The 16,580-nt window shown below is 56.7% G+C and carries 16 protein-coding genes; 5 read left to right on the plus strand and 11 right to left on the minus strand.

Annotation, left to right across the window (positions count from 1 at the left end):
• Positions 1-4: 4 nt before the first annotated feature.
• The 4 genes from ACR0NA_RS14295 to ACR0NA_RS14310 all read left to right on the plus strand — a co-directional run bounded on the left by ACR0NA_RS14295 (position 5) and on the right by ACR0NA_RS14310 (position 5,155).
• On the plus strand, positions 5-358 hold the full coding sequence (locus tag ACR0NA_RS14295) for a lipopolysaccharide assembly protein LapA domain-containing protein (protein WP_480729867.1): 354 nt from the start codon (positions 5-7) through the stop codon (positions 356-358).
• A gap of 9 nt (positions 359-367) precedes the next feature.
• Positions 368-1,012 carry a phosphoribosylanthranilate isomerase gene (locus ACR0NA_RS14300; RefSeq protein ID WP_480729869.1) on the plus strand — a complete coding sequence of 215 codons (645 nt, stop codon included), beginning with the start codon at positions 368-370 and terminating at the stop codon, positions 1,010-1,012.
• Positions 1,013-1,461: 449 nt separating this feature from the next.
• Complete coding sequence (trpB, locus tag ACR0NA_RS14305) at positions 1,462-2,709, plus strand: tryptophan synthase subunit beta (protein WP_170654144.1); 1,248 nt, start codon at positions 1,462-1,464, stop codon at positions 2,707-2,709.
• Between the two features lie 655 nt (positions 2,710-3,364).
• Positions 3,365-5,155: an Ig-like domain-containing protein gene (locus ACR0NA_RS14310; RefSeq protein WP_480729872.1), complete on the plus strand. Its 1,791-nt coding sequence runs from the start codon at positions 3,365-3,367 to the stop codon at positions 5,153-5,155.
• A gap of 16 nt (positions 5,156-5,171) precedes the next feature.
• Here the strand turns inward: ACR0NA_RS14310 and ACR0NA_RS14315 are convergent, their stop codons facing one another.
• From ACR0NA_RS14315 to ACR0NA_RS14355, 9 genes are all read right to left on the minus strand, one after another.
• On the minus strand, positions 5,172-5,546 hold the full coding sequence (locus tag ACR0NA_RS14315) for a DUF2237 family protein (RefSeq protein WP_480729874.1): 375 nt from the start codon (positions 5,544-5,546) through the stop codon (positions 5,172-5,174).
• 9 nt (positions 5,547-5,555) lie between these two features.
• A complete protein-coding gene (locus ACR0NA_RS14320; RefSeq protein ID WP_480729876.1) occupies positions 5,556-6,719 on the minus strand; it encodes a serine hydrolase domain-containing protein in 1,164 nt (387 codons plus the stop codon).
• A gap of 90 nt (positions 6,720-6,809) precedes the next feature.
• Positions 6,810-7,502, minus strand: a complete 693-nt coding sequence (gene pth, locus ACR0NA_RS14325; RefSeq protein ID WP_480729878.1) for an aminoacyl-tRNA hydrolase — start codon at positions 7,500-7,502, stop codon at positions 6,810-6,812.
• A 103-nt stretch (positions 7,503-7,605) separates the two neighbouring features.
• A complete protein-coding gene (locus tag ACR0NA_RS14330) occupies positions 7,606-9,525 on the minus strand; it encodes a DUF3604 domain-containing protein (protein ID WP_480729880.1) in 1,920 nt (639 codons plus the stop codon).
• Positions 9,526-9,689: 164 nt separating this feature from the next.
• On the minus strand, positions 9,690-10,337 hold the full coding sequence (locus ACR0NA_RS14335) for a 50S ribosomal protein L25/general stress protein Ctc (protein WP_170654132.1): 648 nt from the start codon (positions 10,335-10,337) through the stop codon (positions 9,690-9,692).
• 108 nt (positions 10,338-10,445) lie between these two features.
• A complete protein-coding gene (locus ACR0NA_RS14340; RefSeq protein WP_480729883.1) occupies positions 10,446-11,060 on the minus strand; it encodes a hypothetical protein in 615 nt (204 codons plus the stop codon).
• Between the two features lie 24 nt (positions 11,061-11,084).
• On the minus strand, positions 11,085-12,251 hold the full coding sequence (locus ACR0NA_RS14345; RefSeq protein ID WP_480730053.1) for an alpha-hydroxy acid oxidase: 1,167 nt from the start codon (positions 12,249-12,251) through the stop codon (positions 11,085-11,087).
• A 203-nt stretch (positions 12,252-12,454) separates the two neighbouring features.
• Positions 12,455-13,246 (minus strand): tryptophan synthase subunit alpha, encoded by a 792-nt coding sequence (trpA, locus tag ACR0NA_RS14350; protein WP_170654126.1) that lies wholly within the window; start codon positions 13,244-13,246, stop codon positions 12,455-12,457.
• Between the two features lie 79 nt (positions 13,247-13,325).
• A complete protein-coding gene (locus ACR0NA_RS14355) occupies positions 13,326-13,811 on the minus strand; it encodes an acyloxyacyl hydrolase (RefSeq protein WP_480729886.1) in 486 nt (161 codons plus the stop codon).
• 200 nt (positions 13,812-14,011) lie between these two features.
• Between ACR0NA_RS14355 and ychF the strand changes: the two genes are divergently transcribed.
• The gene (gene ychF / locus ACR0NA_RS14360; RefSeq protein WP_480729888.1) at positions 14,012-15,109 is read left to right on the plus strand and encodes a redox-regulated ATPase YchF; all 1,098 of its coding nucleotides are present in this window, start codon (positions 14,012-14,014) and stop codon (positions 15,107-15,109) included.
• A gap of 6 nt (positions 15,110-15,115) precedes the next feature.
• Here the strand turns inward: ychF and ACR0NA_RS14365 are convergent, their stop codons facing one another.
• Together ACR0NA_RS14365 and ACR0NA_RS14370 are read right to left on the minus strand one after the other, a co-directional pair.
• Positions 15,116-15,367 carry a hypothetical protein gene (locus ACR0NA_RS14365; protein WP_480729889.1) on the minus strand — a complete coding sequence of 84 codons (252 nt, stop codon included), beginning with the start codon at positions 15,365-15,367 and terminating at the stop codon, positions 15,116-15,118.
• 185 nt (positions 15,368-15,552) lie between these two features.
• Complete coding sequence (locus ACR0NA_RS14370; protein ID WP_480729891.1) at positions 15,553-16,401, minus strand: SDR family NAD(P)-dependent oxidoreductase; 849 nt, start codon at positions 16,399-16,401, stop codon at positions 15,553-15,555.
• Positions 16,402-16,580: the final 179 nt, after the last annotated feature.

Here is a 16,580-nt window from a genome sequence, read left to right on the forward strand (position 1 = left end):
ACTCATGACGCGTTATCTTCGCTATGCCTTTCTGGCGGCGTTGGGGATCATTCTGGTCTCCGTCTCTTTGGCCAACCGCGCGGCGGTGGAACTGAAACTGATGCCGGACGCTCTGGCTGAATTGCTGGGGTTCAACTTTTCGGCGTCGCTGCCTTTGTTTCTTGTGGTTCTGGGTGGGGTCGTAGCCGGCCTGATCATCGGTTTCATCTGGGAATGGTTGCGCGAGCATAAGCACCGCAAGGACGCCGTTGTGAAGAAAAGCGAAGTTCGCAAACTTGAGCGTGAAGTAAACAAGCTCAAGAAAAAGCAGAACGAAGGTAAGGACGAGGTGCTTGCGCTGCTGGATGAGGCAAGCTGAGGCGATCCAATGTCCGATGATGTCAGCATCAAGATCTGCGGTCTGACCGCAACGGAACAGGTGCGCGCCGCCGCGCATGCGGGCGCACGGTACGTGGGGTTTGTTTTCTTTCCCAAATCGCCGCGCAACATCAGTGTATCGACTGCCAGCCAGTTGGCGCAGGACGTGCCGGCCGGGATCGCCAAAGTAGCCCTGACCGTCAACGCAACGGATGAGGAATTGCAGGCCATACTGTCTGATGTTCCGCTGGACATGTTGCAATTGCACGGCAAAGAAAGCCCTGAACGTGTGCAGGAGGTCAAAGACCGGTTCGGTCTGCCTGTGATGAAGGCCATTGGAATCGCCGATGCCGAAGATCTGGCGCAGATCGACCTGTATTCGGATGTGGCTGATCAGTTGCTGATTGATGCCAAACCCCCGCGAAACGCGGAATTACCCGGTGGAAATGGTCTGGCTTTTGACTGGCGCGTTCTTGCCGGGCGCAAGTACTGGCGCAAGCCCTGGATGCTGGCCGGTGGTCTGACGCCAGACAACGTTGCTGAGGCCATTCGAATGACCGGCGCCCGTCAGGTTGACGTATCGTCCGGGGTGGAAAGTGCGCCCGGCGTCAAGGATGCGACGTTGATTCAGGCCTTTATCAACGCGGCCCGGTGATCTGATAGACCTGTCTTTGCGTACCCCTTTTTCAGGAGGCGCAAAGATGTTGGCAGCGATTGGCGGGTTTCGTCCGCAAAACCGGGTTTGGAATTCGGAACTCCGCTGGCGTTCGGATCAGGCATTGAGACAGGCACAGGATGACCCGCTTTGTTTTCATGCCGAGCTGTTCCCTCGCAATGGGTTATTGTTCTCCCTCAGCGTCTGGCAGGATGCCGAGGCGATGCTGACATTCGCCCATTCCGGGCCTCACCGCCGCATAATCCAGACTGCTTCGCGTATGGCGATCGCCTATAGGTCGTGCTGTTTTCCCTGCATCGGGGTTCCAACCCGTGATCAGGCATATCGGATTTGGCGGCAAACTCCGATTGAGTCAGGATAGTACGTTTTGCCATGGAAAATCCCTGCGCCACCTCCTATGAACGACGGGTACGACGATGGAGACACCCATGGCCAACGATCTTTTCAATTCCTTCATGTCCGGCCCCGACGAGCAGGGCCGTTTTGGCATATTTGGCGGACGGTTCGTCAGCGAAACTTTGATGCCGCTGATCCTGTCGCTGGAGGAGGAGTATGAAAAGGCCAAGGACGATCCGACCTTCTGGGCCGAGATGGATGATCTGTGGGCCAACTATGTGGGCCGCCCATCGCCGCTGTATTTCGCTGAACGTCTGACCGAGCATCTGGGCGGGGCGAAAATCTATCTCAAGCGGGACGAGTTGAACCACACCGGCGCGCACAAGATCAACAACGTGCTGGGGCAAATCATTCTGGCACGCCGCATGGGCAAGACCCGGATCATCGCCGAGACCGGCGCCGGGCAGCATGGCGTGGCGACCGCTACCGTCTGCGCCAAATTTGGCCTGAAATGCGTGGTTTATATGGGTGCGCATGACGTTCAGCGTCAGGCTCCGAACGTGTTCCGCATGCGCCTGTTGGGCGCTGAGGTGATTCCGGTGACCTCTGGTCGTGGCACGTTGAAAGACGCAATGAACGACGCGCTGCGCGACTGGGTGACCAACGTGCGTGACACTTTCTACTGCATCGGTACCGTGGCCGGGCCGCATCCCTATCCGGCAATGGTTCGCGATTTCCAGTCGATCATCGGCAAGGAAGCCAAGGAACAAATGCATAAGGCCGAAGGCCGTCTGCCCGATACGATCATTGCAGCCATCGGCGGTGGCTCGAACGCCATGGGCCTTTTTTATCCGTTCCTCGATGACAAGTCGGTCAACATCATCGGCGTCGAAGCCGGCGGCAAGGGTGTCGATGAAAAGATGGAACACTGCGCCTCGCTGACTGGTGGCCGACCCGGTGTTCTGCATGGGAACCGCACCTACCTGCTGCAGGACGATGACGGGCAGATTTTGGAAGGATATTCGATTTCCGCTGGTCTGGATTATCCGGGTATCGGGCCCGAGCATTCCTGGCTGCACGAGGTGGGGCGTGCCCAGTATGTGTCGATCACCGATATGGAGGCGCTAGAGGCATTTCAGCTGTGTTGTTCGACCGAGGGGATCATCCCGGCGCTTGAGCCTTGCCACGCACTTGCCCATGTCATGAAGATCGCGCCCGACCTGCCCAAGGATCACCTTATCTGCATGAACATGTGCGGACGCGGGGACAAGGACGTTCAGACTGTAGCCAACTTCCTTGGATTCGACATGTCCGACACCGAAGGGCGTCAGGCTGGGTGAAGTCGGGAACAACCTGGATTTGATTCCTGACACGGAAAACGGTAGCCCGGTCGATTCGACCGGGCCTTACTATCAGGGCCGTTGGCAATGTTTCAAATACTTGCGAATTGCTGTCAATTTGTTGGGATTGTATCTTGTTTTGCAGCAAAAACTTATTGTTCGGCGTTGTTGCGATGTACCAGCCCCGTAGGAGTCGTGGCTGGCAAAGATCCGGGATTTGTTAATCATTCGTGACTGTTACTGTATTTCGCTCGGGGTGGCTGCCTATAGAACCAGCAGGGTGTCAATCCGGGCGGGCTCGACTGAACGGGTCGTGAAATTCCGGCAGCTATACAACTCTTATGATTTGATTTAACTTTCCCTTTGACTTGCAATTTCAGGTTGTCAGTCTTGGGGAGCCCCGAATGTAGCGGGAGTGGAATTGGTACGCAGGGAAAGGCAGTTTCCTTTTTCGCGTGCGTGTGTTTGCGCCTCGATGGCGCTGTAGGAGGTCGGGATGGTTTGGTCCCTTGTACGCAGAATTGTGTGCCTGTGTTTGTTGGCCGTAATATTTTTGGCGGGAACCAGTCGGGAAGGTGCGGCGCTTGGCCCTCCGTTTATTACTACATCTGCTTCGTCACCAAATGGACAACAGGTTACCGTCGTCAACATTCCAGTGAGTCCCAGTACGACCGCCTTTCTTTCCTTTGGAATTGTAGGAGAAGTGCCGGGCGGCATGATCTTTTCCGGAGGTTCAATCGTGCCTCAGGCGGCGATCACCCCTGCTGGACTTGCCAGTATGGGCTGGCTGGACGTCACCATCATCAGTCAGGACGGTGCTCAGGGGACGTATGCCACGGATGACTATATGGGCGTCGTTTTCACGGCGCGCGAAGCGCCGGGCGGTACGCTTTATAGGTACGAAATGGCCTTGTCCGGTGCGACAACCACGCAGTTCATCAACACGCGCACCGCAGCGGACGTTACCCGGCCAACGGCGACCATTGCGCCTTTGGCATCGACGGGGAGTGGAACGTTTACTGCGCAGATCACACTGAGTGAACCCAGCACCGATTTTTTTGTGAGTGATCTGTCGCTGGTCAACGCGACCGCCACGATGACCGGATCGGGCCAGAATTATACCGCGACACTGACACCTCAGGCCAACGGGCTGGTTGAGTTGTCGATCCCGGCAGGGGTGTTTACCGATGCGGCGGGAAATACCAATCTGGCCTCGAATACTGTGACCGTTAACTATGACTCATCCGGGCCGACGGTGACCATTTCGGGTCTTCCGTCGAATTTCAACAGCCTTGATCCCATCCGGGTCACCTTCACATTTTCCGAAGCTGTCCAAAATTTCAGTACATCCGGTATCTCGGTCACCAACGGGACAATTGGTGCGCTTTCCGGCGGGTCACAATCCTATTCCGCGATGATTACGCCATCTGGGGGCGGAGACCTTGCTGTCGTGGTCGAAGCAGGCGCAGCAGAGGATCTGGCGGGTAACCCCAGCGTTGCCTCAAACCAGGTGACCGTTGCCAATCGAATTGTCGAGGACACCCAGCGACAGATCCAGGCCTTTCAATATGCGCGTGCCAACAGTCTGGCGACCAACCAGCCCAAGCTGACGCAGTTTTTGCAGGGAACCGGGGCAGGTGTGCTGGATACGTCTGTCACGCGCGGTGTCGGATATCTGGAGTTTGCCAGCGATCCGTCCCTGCCGGTCTGGTTTAATGTAACCGGGAACTGGAGTTCGCAGGATAACGTGGACAGTGCATATGCGCTGGCAGTTCTGGGGGCGCATCGGCGGATCAACCAGAACCTGCTGGTCGGGGCCATGCTGCAGTTCGACTACGCCAAAAGCGAAAACGGGTCGTCCGAGGTTGACGGTACTGGCTGGCTGATCGGTCCATATCTGGTGGCGAAACTTCCCAACCACCCGGTTTATTTCGAAGGCCGTGCCCTTTACGGGCAAACCAGCAACGAAATCTCACCGCTGGGCACCTATCGTGACAAGTTCGACAGTGATCGCTGGCTGCTGCAATCCCGGGTAACCGGTGAAATGTTGCGCGGTCAGACAACCCTCATGCCGCATCTGGATGTGAGCTATGTCAGCGACGATCAGGACGCCTATGTCGACAGTTTGGGCAATCTGATCCCTCAGCAGGATTTCAGCCTGACCACCGCCAAGCTGGGTCTGGATTTCAGCCGCCCGCTTCCGGTCAAGCGCGGGCAGATGACCCTGACCGGTGGTCTGTCGGGAGTGTGGAGCACCACGTCCGGTACGGGTGTCGCGCCGGGTGTATCACCGATCGGAGATACCGCGCGCGGACGCGCTGATCTGGGCTTTGACTATCTGCTCGAAAACAGCAGCGTGTTGTCGGCCAACATGTTTTATGACGGGATCGGCGAAAGCGGGTTTGAAAGCTATAGCGTCAGCCTGACCTGGCAGATGGCGTTCTGATCTGGGCTGATCCGGATTAGCTATCAATTCGGTGTTCGACCAGAAGTTTGATTGGCACGGTATCCAGCGCGCGCCTGTGGGTTGCTTCCAGATTTACCTTTGGGGCGCAGCCTTCGTCATGGGCCTGAAGAAAGCGGGCCGCGCACAAGCACCAGTGGTCACCGGGTTTCAGTCCCTGAAAATCGAACTCCGGGCGCGGTGTGCTCAGATCGTTGCCGACGTATTTCGAAAAGGCCAAAAATTCTGCAGTCATTACGGCACAGACCGTATGGCTGCCCCTGTCTTCGGGGCAGGTATTGCAGGCGCCATCCCGAAAGAAGCCGGTTAGCGGATTTCGCGAGCATGGGGACAGGACGCCGCCCAGTACGTTTATGCTGTCTTCTTTCTGCATGAATCCATCTTACAGGCTTTGTGCGATTTTGCGGAACATTTCGATATTCGCCTCATTCACGCCCGGTTCGCGGAACTTTCTGTCCGCGCCTGTTGTAACGATCAGAACGTTACGGGCCTGATCAAAATACAGATACTGCCCATAAACGCCGCGCCCCATGAACTCGCCCTCATGCGCGCCGACGGGTATCCACCATTGATACCCATAGCCGATCTTGCCCGAAGCAGTCGGGGCGCTGGGCCAGGTGGATTCCGATATCCACTCGGCGGGGACGATCTGTTGGCCGTTGTACTTCCCGTTTTCAAGGATCATCTGCCCGAACCGCGCGAAATCCCGCGTTGTGAAGTTCAGCCCACCTAACACAAACGCAACACCTGCGCCGTCCGTGATGTAGTATCCATCCCTCTCAAGCCCCAGTGGGTGGATGATCTTCTCGGTTATCAACTCGGTGACACTGCGCCCGGTGGCGCCGCGGACGACCATGCCAATCACATGGGTATCAATCGATACATACTGCCAGGTCTCTCCCGGAGCGGCGAAACTGTCTGTCAGGGAGGCTGCGAAATCGTCCAGCTCTCCGCCAAGCGCTACGACCCGCCCCATGCGGTTAATATCCGAGTTATAGTCGAGGTAGTCCTCGTTAAAGGTCACCCCGCTGGCCATATTTAGGACATTTCGGATGGTCGCGGCCTCATAGGCGCTACCTTTGAGCTTGGGTGCGTATTTCGTCACCGGATCGTCCAAGGAGTCTATTGCGCCTTCGGCCAGAAGGATGCCGAACAGAGCCGAGAGATAGCTTTTGGCGATGGACCACGAAATCCGGCGGTCCTCGGGGGTGGTATCCAGAAAATACTCCTCGAACCTGATATCACCGTTCTGCATGACAAGCAGAGAGGTAACGGCCCGGTCCTCGATCCAACCGGCGGCGTCTTCCGGCAGGGTGTATTCGGCGCCATAGGCAAGCTCGCTTGTTGGCCCGTCGCCGCGCGGCAAGGGGGCCGTCAGGAAAGCAGCGTCCATGTTGGAGAAGTTGTGGACAATGTTTTCTTCGGAAAACAACGAATTCACCGCCATGAGGCGTTTGATTTCTTCGCGCTTCCAGAATCCGACAACGGCGGCTGCCAGGATCAGTGCCAACAGAATACGGCCGAGCCATTTCAGGATTGTTCGCATTACACCCCTCCATCTACATGAGTATTGGAGCGCGTGTCTGCGGTTTGCGCAATCTCTACGTGGCGGCAATTTTGGGCGGCGTTTGCGGCCCTATTTGAACTTGTCCAAAAGTTTCTGCATCGGAGACCGCGTGTCAGGTGCCGGTTCCGCAGGTGCGGTGGTGCGATTGGCTGCGTTGTCCTGTGCCTCGGACTTTGTGGTTTTGGACGATCGCGCAGGTGCCGTGCGCAGGGACACGGCGTTCATGAACTTCCCGCCTTCGTCCGCCGCCAGATTTGGCGCGCCATCAGATACGCCCCGCAAAACGTCATCCAGCCACTCAGCATCGGCTTTTGCGAAATCGCTCAGGACATAGGGCGAAACTTTGTCCTTGCTGCCGGGATGCCCGATGCCCAGCCGCACCCTGTCATAGGCCGCGCCGATATGATCATGGATCGAGCGCAAGCCATTATGTCCGGCATGGCCCCCACCTGCCTTTACCCGCACCTTGCCGGGGGCAAGGTCAAGCTCGTCGTGAAAGACGGTGACATCCGTCGAGTCGAGTTTGAAAAACCGCATCGCTTCACCGACCGATTGCCCGGACCGGTTCATGAAGGTCATTGGTTTCAGCAGCAAGATCTTTTCGGTGCCAAGCCGCCCTTCGGCAATCTCGCCCTGAAACTTGGATTTCCACGGGCCAAATGCGTGATCACCGGCGATCTGGTCCAACGCCATGAAGCCGATGTTATGTCGGTTGCGGGCGTATTTCTGGCCCGGATTTCCCAATCCGACAAAGAGTTTCATGGCATCGCCCCGTGCTGCTTTTCATTTGGCCGCTGTCATGCCCTGAATTGATGGAAAAATCCAGACGGGCCGCAAAGGGAAATCACGGCCCGATCCTGACGCCTCATCCTTTTGGGGTAAACCAGATCGGCGAGGTATAGGCCCGTTCGGTTGTGGTCATGGGAACGTCCGGGTCCATTTGAACGTCAAAGCGTTTGGCCTCGTACGCAGTCCACCTTGGTGTGGGAATTTCGATGACGCGCACATAATAGAATGCCTTCTGAGACGGATCGAAGTCGGGGTCTTCCCAAAAGGTGATCAGTTCCGGTGAGCCTATCGTGTTGGCCCAGGTCGCGTTTTCAACATCGACCGTACTGCCGACCGATGGCAGCTTTCCATCATCGCCCGGTTGACGGTCGCCACTCCACGCCACGTCATACACCTTTTCGCCCCGTGTGCCATCGGCGTTCAGCCAGCCTTTGATGACCTGAACGCGATCCAGATTTCCGCTGAACGGATCCTTGAGGGCCGCGATCAGGAAATTGGGGGCACCATCGCCACTTTGGGGCGGCAGATCAGCGCCCATCGGAACGCCCTTGGCATATCCCAGATCCGCAGGCAGGCGGGACAGGGCGTCATCCGGGGTGAAGTCCCATCCACCAAAGAACCTAACCATGATGCGGGACCCGGTGGTTCCGTAAACCTCGCGTCTTTCCAAGGCATCAAAGATTGCTTCGCGGGTATTTTCCGGGGCCCAAACGGCGGCATATCCGCCTGATGCCTGTTTCCATCCGTAAATCGAAAATTCCGGATCAGGCGCTTCGATCACTAGATGTTCCCAGCGGTTGGGTTCCGGTTCAACACCCGAATGTTTGCCAAAGAAGTTGTCTTCTTCGACCGCTGCCATCCCGGTATGCGCGTCGGTTGAACCGATCTGACCGACCTTGAAGGGATTGATACCAAGCGTCTCTTCCAGCATCAGACCGGTTTTGTAGGCCTCGCGCGAGTATTCGTATTGCAGCATGTCTTCGGTCTTGGCTTCGGTCCCGTTCAGGTTTGATGCGTCCCAGGTGTCGAAGTCGGCGAACTCGTCGTCGGGGCTAAGGAATGGATGTGCTTCGCTGTCGCCTTTGATCTGTGTGGTTTCGATGACTGGCTCGAAACGGGCACGCAGGCGGGCCATGTCTTCGGTCAGAGGTGAGCCGTCGAAGTTTGAGACCGAAAACAGGCGGCCATTGGACAGGTTGCCGTTGTGGGGGATGGCAAGAACATCACCGCCGGTCCGGCCTTCATAGTCGGCCAGATGAGCCCAAAGGTCTTCGGGATTCTTGCTGTCGAATTGCGAGAACGGCAGAACCTGATTGGCCATCTCCGCCCCATCGCGGAAAATGACATTGCGGTGGATGTTGTCACCGCCCTCGGACGTCCATTCATAGCCGATCAGGGCAGAGAAAACGCCCGGCTCGTTGTACTGGTCCGCAAGGGCCGTGTAATGTTGCCAGGCTTTTTTGGTGGCCTTGGGATTATCAATCGGGGGCTCGTCGCCCGACAGCGAAGCCACGATTTGCATCGCCGTGTTAAATACCACGTCATTGTCCCCGCTGGTCAGCGCATCGTACCAGAGCCTGCCTTGTTCCGTGGCCAGTATTTCCTGATCGCCGCCCAGCAGTTGCGGCATCAGGCCGTACATTTCGGCGTGGTCGGATATCACAAGCCAGTCCAACGGTCTCGCCAGCTTGGCCTGCAACCCGTGTGTCGTCGTAACCTCGTGGCCGCGCGCGAACCTGAATGCGTCTTCCTGACTGAGACGCGTCATTGTTCCGGCATCTACCGAAACATCGGTGTGTAGGTGCGTGTCACCCCACAGAAGTTCCGTCGGAAAATTGCGCCCTGCATAGGGTGAGAAATGGTCCGAGGTGAAACGTTCTGCAACGTCGTCCTTGCTGGGTAAAGTATCCTGTACCTGCGCAGGTGCAGGAGTACAGATGAGGCCCAGCATTGATGCCCCCAGAACGGCGGCTGAAAAATGAAACGTATTGGTCATAATCACTCTCCCTATGGACAAGGATTTCTTGCCAAAACGGCCCGAAATGTCGGTCTGTGAGTGACTATAGCGCCATTTCTGAATAAATGTTGTTAATTGAATGTTTGAAGAAAAAACAGGGCCCCGAAGGACCCTGTTTCAAACTTGCATTGCTGTCGCGTGGCTTATTCTTCGCCGACGACTTCAACTTCATCGGGTGCTACTTCGGCTTCGCCCTCTTCCTCGTCGTCCGAGGTGGCCAGGCCGGTCGGTGCCGAAACGTTGGCGATCACGAAGTCGCGGTCGATGGTCGGTTTGGTGCCTGCGGGCAGTTCGACCGACGAGATGGTGACGACGTCGTTGATGTTCATTCCGGTCAGATCGACGGTGATCTTTTCAGGGATGTCACCCGCGGTGCAGACCAGTTCGACCTCGGGACGGACAACAGTCAGAACGCCGCCCTTCTTGATGCCGGGGGCTTCTTCCTCGTTAATGAACTCAACCGGGATGAACAGCGCGATCTTGGTGGTCCGGCGCAGGCGCATCAGGTCCAGGTGGGTCGGCAGGTCCTTGACGACGTCACGCTGAACGTCGCGGCAGATGACGCGGACGTCCTCGTGGCCTTCAACCTTCAGGTTCCACAGGGTCGACTTGAACCGGCCAGCTTTCAGGCGCTTGAACAGTTCGTTGAACGGAATCTGAATCGCCAGCGGGTCTTTGTCGCCACCGAATACAACGCCCGGAACCATGCCGTCGCGGCGTGCCTGACGAGCGGCGCCCTTGCCTGTCCCCGTCCGTTCCAGAGCTACGAGATCAGGAATCTCTCCAGCCATGATAATTCTCCAATGTTAGGGCGGGCATCCTCCAAGGCTGTATGCCCGCGTGAAGCCGCGCATATAGCCTGTTTCATTTGGCTTGGAAAGTGCTTTTACGGCCTTTGATCAGAACCGGTTTTCTAGGTGCCCGCCAGCCTCCATGAGCATGTCATAAAGCACATATTCGCTCTGTCTTGCGCGGCGTAGTTTTTGCCGCGTTTTATCGGAAAGGGGCGCGTCCACCGGGGGCGAAACGTTGACAGTTTTCAACCCGATTTCCGTGCCGAACCGTTCATTGAGAAAACCGCGCAGGTGATTTGGCGTTTCATATGCAAAAAGGTGATGAACCAAAAGCTCATCCCCACCCGTCAGCATATGCCACTGGGTTCCGATTCGGGCATGGGATGGCGGGTCGTCCGACAGAGCGTCCAGAACGAACTGGTCGAAATCCATGCCGGACGTACTGGTCGGTCTGTCCGAATTGCTTTCACGCATACGATACCGATACCAGCTGCGAATCTGTTCTTCCGGTTCGCGCATGACCGCAAAACGATCCGGGTTCAGGCCGAGCGACTCTTTCAGAAAGGGGGCAACCTGACGGCCGAATTTCTGCGCTGACATATGCCTGCGCCATCTGGTGAACATGATGTCGGCGTAGGGACGCAGCGCCATCCTGATCGCCGTGCTCCCGGTCTTGGGAACGGAAACAAAGGCCAGATTCTGAGCGCTGCATATGAACATGCGCGGGAGATTATCCAGTTCCCGTCAGGGTTGCCAGACGCCACCAAAATCTTTGGGTACCAGCAGGTTATGCGAACCAAGATCGGATACGCTGCGTTCACCGCATAGGGCCATGGTGGTGTCCAGTTCCTTTTGAATGACCTCAAGGGCGGTGGTGACGCCTTTCTGACCCATGGCGCCCAGCCCATAGACAAAGGCGCGCCCGATATAGGTCCCCTTGGCACCCATGGCCAACGCTTTCAGCACGTCCTGACCGGACCGGATGCCACTATCCAAATGCACTTCGATGTCACTGCCGACCGCATCCATGATTTCGGGCAGCATACGGATCGAACTGAGTGCGCCATCCAGCTGGCGGCCGCCGTGATTGGACACGACGATGGCGTCTGCGCCCAATTTTGCGGCCATTTTGGCATCTTCGGCGTCGAGAATGCCCTTGAGGATTACCTTGCCGCCCCATTTCTCCATCAGCTTTTCGATCTTGCCCCAGTCCAGGCTGGGGTCGAACTGCTCGGCAGTCCAGGCGCCCAGCGAAGATGCGTCCGAAATGCCTTCGACATGGCCCACGATATTGCCGAACTCGCGCCGCTGTGCGCCCAGCATTTCGATGCCCCAGGCCCATTTCGTCATCAGATTGGCGATTGTTTTTGCGGTCAGCTTTGGTGGGGCGGATAGGCCATTCTTGAGGTCCTTGTGCCTCTGGCCAAGGATTTGCAGGTCAAGCGTGATCACCAGCGCTGAACAGTTCGCATCCTTGGCGCGCTGGATCAGACGGCCGACGTAATCCTCGTCTTTCATCGTGTAGAGCTGAAACCAGAAGGGTTTGGAGGTGTTCTCGGCCACATCTTCGATCGAGTTGATCGACATCGTGGACAGGGTAAAGGGCACCCCGAATTCCTCGGCAGCTTTTGCGGCCTTCATCTCACCGTCGGCATGCTGCATACCCGTCAGCCCAACGGGGGCAAGCGCAACCGGCATGGAGACGCCCTCACCAATCATTTGGGATGAGGTCGAACGCCCGGTCATGTCCACGGCCACACGTTGCCGCAGACGAATTTTCTCAAAATCCGAGCTGTTCTCGCGGAAGGTTTGCTCGGTCCAGCTGCCGCTTTCCGCATAGTCGTAGAACATGCGCGGCACTCGGCGTTCGTAGATCCGTTTCAGGTCTTCGATGTTGGTGATGACTGGCATGATTTCCGGGCCCTCAGAGGATTGGTTAAGTTTCTTTACCAATTTTTCCATCAGATCGCAACAAAACAGATTGCGGGTATGTGCCGCACCCGACACTTCGGTTTTCCAGCCGCTTTTTCAGAGTGTTAGGAGGCAAAAAGAAAACCGCAACCGGCTTTTGACCGGTTGCGGCGCTTCAGAATTGTGTTGCGCGATACGGCAGTTCAAGCGGCGTGGGCACCGTCCGAAAGCGTTTTGACAAAGTCGAGAACCTCGTTCACCGGTTTGCCTGCAGCGATCTGGCTGACAATAGCCGAGCCGACAACCGCACCGTCAGAAACGCTTGCGATGTTGCGCGACTTTTCCGGAGTATTGATGCCAAATCCGACAATAACCGGAAGGTCGGTTGCCGCCTTGATCCGCGCCACCTCGGGGCCAACATCCGTGGCCTGTGCTTCGGCGGCCCCGGTGATGCCGGTGATCGAGACGTAGTAAACGAACCCCGAAGTGTTCTGCAAAACGCGGGGCAGGCGTTTGTTGTCGGTAGTCGGGGTTGCCAGACGGATAAAGTTCAGCCCGGCCGCCTGTGCGGGAAGGCACAGTTCTTCGTCCTCTTCCGGTGGCAAGTCCACGACGATAAGGCCGTCGATGCCCGCGGCCTTTGCATCGGACAGAAACTGCTCAACGCCACGGCTGTAGATCGGGTTGTAATATCCCATCAGCACGATGGGCGTCGTATCATCCGTTTCACGAAAGGCACGGGCAAGGTCCAGCGTTCGCTGCAGGGTCATGCCTCCGTCCAGTGCCCGCTGACCTGCGGCCTGAATGGTTGGTCCATCTGCCATCGGGTCGGTAAAGGGCAAACCCAGTTCGATGACGTCTACACCGGCGCCCGGCAAACCCTTTACGACCTCAAGCGAGGTGTCATAGTCGGGATCGCCGGCCATGATGTAGGCGACAAAGGCTTTCTTCCCTTCGGCTTTCAGGGCGGCGAACTTGGCGTCGATACGGGTCATCGGATGTCCTTGCAGTCAGGTTTGAACCTGATGTGCAGAAACTTTGACGGAAAATCAATCCCGGCTTGGCGACAAGGTATCAGAACGCCTTGTGGAATCGCAGGAAGACTGCGTTCAGACCCGGGTTTTCGTCCTGTGTGCTGGCATTCGATTTATGCGTGATTGCTAGCGACAGTTTGTTGCCGCTGTTTAGTGTGTATCCCACGCCCAGCAGGCTGCGGATTTGAAAGCTGCCGCCAAGATCGTTCAGGTCGTCGGCCTCAGAGAAGTATCCCGGCATCACGCTGCCTTCGATAAACCACCGATCTGCAAACGTGTAGATACCGATTAAACCGACGCCGATATGTGTATCGCCTGATTGGTCGACGGTCAGCGCACCACCCCATGTCGCACTGAACCGTGTCGCCTCATGAAACGGTCTGTGCTGATATTCCAACGAAAATATGGCTTGATCTTCGGACTGACTGTCCGAGAAATCGGCGTATCCCGCCCCAAATACAAGAGATTGAGCCTGCGCGGTTGATACAACGGCGGCGAGAGCAACGGAAGCAATCAGGTATTTCATTGTTTTTCTTCGGTATAATTTCACTGGTAACTGGTTAAGTGGTTATTCTAATGTCTCTTTTTCAATGCTCACAAGTACACAACAATTCAACAGTTTTGTGATGTGTCCAAACGGACTCATTTTGTCGGTATTCCCGGCTCTGCTTGCGCATTTTCGCGGACCTGCATAGAAGCAGCCGCGAATGGCATCAGGAGACCGTCATGGGCTTTAAAATGGGAATCGTGGGTTTGCCGAACGTGGGCAAGTCGACCCTCTTCAATGCGCTGACCAAAACCGCGGCTGCGCAGGCGGCAAATTTCCCGTTCTGCACGATCGAACCGAATGTGGGCGATGTGGCGGTACCCGATGATCGTCTGGATAAACTGGCGGGGATTGCGAATTCCCGGCAGATCATTCCGACGCGCATCACGTTTGTGGATATTGCCGGTCTGGTCAAAGGGGCCTCGAAGGGCGAGGGCTTGGGCAACCAGTTTCTGGCCAACATCCGCGAAGTTGATGCGATTGCACACGTCCTGCGGTGTTTTGAGGATGGGGATGTCACCCATGTGGAAGGGTGCGTTGATCCGGTTGCCGATGCCGAAACCATTGAGACCGAGCTGATGCTTGCGGATATGGAAAGCATCGAAAAGCGCCGTGCCAATCTGGTGCGTAAGCTGAAGGGCAACGACAAGGAAGCGCAGCAGCAGGATCGCCTGTTGGCCGCGGCGCAGGAAATGCTTGAAGATGGCAAGCCTGCGCGTCTGGTCGAGGTCAGCGAAGAAGACTCCAAGGCCTGGAACACACTGCAGTTGCTGACGACCAAGCCAGTTCTCTATGTGTGCAACGTTTCCGAGGAAGAAGCGGCCACCGGCAACGAACATTCCGCGCGGGTTGCTGAAATGGCGGCTAATCAGGGTAATGCCCATGTCATCATCAGCGCTAAAATCGAGGAAGAGATCAGCCTGCTCGAAACCGAAGAAGCGCAGATGTTCCTTGAGGAAATGGGCCTCAGCGAGCCCGGTCTCGATCGGCTGATCCGCGCAGGGTACGACCTGCTGAAGCTTGAGACCTATTTCACCGTCGGTCCGAAAGAGGCCCGCGCCTGGACCATCCGCGAAGGGACTGCCGCACCACAGGCGGCGGGCGTCATTCATGGCGACTTCGAAAAGGGGTTCATCCGCGCTGAAACGATTGCCTATGACGACTACATCTCATGCAGTGGTGAACAGGGTGCTAAAGAGTCCGGCAAGATGCGGGCTGAAGGGAAGAGCTATGTCGTCAAGGACGGCGACGTGATGCACTTCCTCTTCAACACCTGAACCGGACTACCGGCGGCCGGATTCGAAATTACGTTCGACCGGGCCGCCGTATTCGATGCGGGTTCTTTTGCTGTACGCGCTTCCACCCTGCCGCTCAGGCAGGTGCGGCCAGTTCGACCACTTTGGGTCATTGTCCAGTTTGTGGTCGCTGGTGACCTGATCCTTGGTTTTCTTGTCGGTGTCGTTACCTGCTGACGCTGCCAGCGGAACTGCGATCACAATCGCGGCCAGTATGGAAATTTCCTTCAGTTTGTTCATGTCACTCTCCAGCCCCGCCAATGGGGCGCAATACCAAATGCATTTGACGTGAGTGACGTCAGCGTCTGCGGATGCAGTGATTTGAGCAAGTGAACTTCGATCACTGTTTGGTGAAACATCCGATATCTGCCGGTGGCTGAACCGGGAAGGTCGGCGTAATAGAATGGGAAAGACGTTCGATTTTCTTAGCCTTTTCCGTCTTGTTCAAAGGCTTTGAAGGCATCGGCATAATCCGGGTGCCAGCGAGACAAGGCCGGGCGGTTTTCGACGATATCCCTGACAGCCCACTCGGCGCGCCGCCGGTCCGTGATTTCGTCGACGTCATTGTCGGGGCACAGGATATAAAAATCACCGTCAGACATTTTCCCCAGGAAATAGTCCACCGTCTGCTCGCTTGACCACGCAGCATCGGGTTTTTCGGGAATGTGGGCGGCAACCATACCTGTATAGGTAAACCCCGGAACAAACAGGTGTACGGAAATCTGCGCGCCTTCTTTCCGCAGGTCATGGGCCAGTTGCTCGCTAAGGACTTTCACGGCGGCCTTCGTTGCATTGTAGCCCGGATTGCCTGGCGGAGTGGTTATCCCCTGTTTGGATCCCGTGTTGATCACCACAGCCGGGCGACCGGCCTGTATCATGCGGGGCAGAAAGGCATGAACCCCTCGCATCACGCCAAAGAAATTCACGTCGAACATCTTTTGCCAGTTGGCACTGTTCTGCCAGCTGCCGGTTCGCATTCCGATCCCGGCATTGTTCATCAGGACGGCGACAGGGCCTGCGGCAAACGCCGTGTCTGCCAAAGCTTGAACATCTTCATCGACACTGACGTCGGTTGGGACGGCAATCACCTTTGCGTCCGGGGACGCGGCCAAGCGTACCTCGTCTGCGGCTTCTTCAAGTTGCGCGCCAGGAAGATCGGCCAGAATTACACCAAGACCGGCCTGCGCAAAGCGCAACGCCGCGACACGCCCAACACCGCTTGCAGCCCCTGTGACGACAGCAATTCCACCCGCGTCCAAAGCTTCTTTGTACATGTCTCTGCATCCCGTTTGAAATCTCTGCATCTTCATCTTACCTGACGGTGCTGAGCATTGTACATCAGGCGAAATTCACGCCATTTTCCGGCTGCTGATGAATTGCTGCGCAAATGGGACAGTGTCGTTCAGGCAGGGTTTCGAAAGACATGTCCGCCGTCGCGAGCGCTAATACATGG

The sequence above is a fragment of the Ruegeria sp. C11 genome (genome assembly GCF_056537725.1).

Coding starts and splice junctions, on each gene's coding strand:
- trpA (WP_170654126.1), bottom strand. CDS start 13,246: ATGACCCGTATCGACGCCAAGTTCGCCGCCCTGAAAGCCGAAGGGAAG.
- ACR0NA_RS14335 (WP_170654132.1), bottom strand. CDS start 10,337: ATGGCTGGAGAGATTCCTGATCTCGTAGCTCTGGAACGGACGGGGACA.
- ACR0NA_RS14365 (WP_480729889.1), bottom strand. CDS start 15,367: ATGAACAAACTGAAGGAAATTTCCATACTGGCCGCGATTGTGATCGCA.
- ACR0NA_RS14300 (WP_480729869.1), top strand. CDS start 368: ATGTCCGATGATGTCAGCATCAAGATCTGCGGTCTGACCGCAACGGAA.
- ACR0NA_RS14355 (WP_480729886.1), bottom strand. CDS start 13,811: ATGAAATACCTGATTGCTTCCGTTGCTCTCGCCGCCGTTGTATCAACC.
- ACR0NA_RS14370 (WP_480729891.1), bottom strand. CDS start 16,401: ATGTACAAAGAAGCTTTGGACGCGGGTGGAATTGCTGTCGTCACAGGG.
- ACR0NA_RS14315 (WP_480729874.1), bottom strand. CDS start 5,546: ATGCAGAAAGAAGACAGCATAAACGTACTGGGCGGCGTCCTGTCCCCA.
- ychF (WP_480729888.1), top strand. CDS start 14,012: ATGGGCTTTAAAATGGGAATCGTGGGTTTGCCGAACGTGGGCAAGTCG.
- ACR0NA_RS14295 (WP_480729867.1), top strand. CDS start 5: ATGACGCGTTATCTTCGCTATGCCTTTCTGGCGGCGTTGGGGATCATT.
- ACR0NA_RS14340 (WP_480729883.1), bottom strand. CDS start 11,060: ATGTTCATATGCAGCGCTCAGAATCTGGCCTTTGTTTCCGTTCCCAAG.
- ACR0NA_RS14330 (WP_480729880.1), bottom strand. CDS start 9,525: ATGACCAATACGTTTCATTTTTCAGCCGCCGTTCTGGGGGCATCAATG.
- pth (WP_480729878.1), bottom strand. CDS start 7,502: ATGAAACTCTTTGTCGGATTGGGAAATCCGGGCCAGAAATACGCCCGC.
- ACR0NA_RS14320 (WP_480729876.1), bottom strand. CDS start 6,719: ATGCGAACAATCCTGAAATGGCTCGGCCGTATTCTGTTGGCACTGATC.
- ACR0NA_RS14345 (WP_480730053.1), bottom strand. CDS start 12,251: ATGCCAGTCATCACCAACATCGAAGACCTGAAACGGATCTACGAACGC.
- trpB (WP_170654144.1), top strand. CDS start 1,462: ATGGCCAACGATCTTTTCAATTCCTTCATGTCCGGCCCCGACGAGCAG.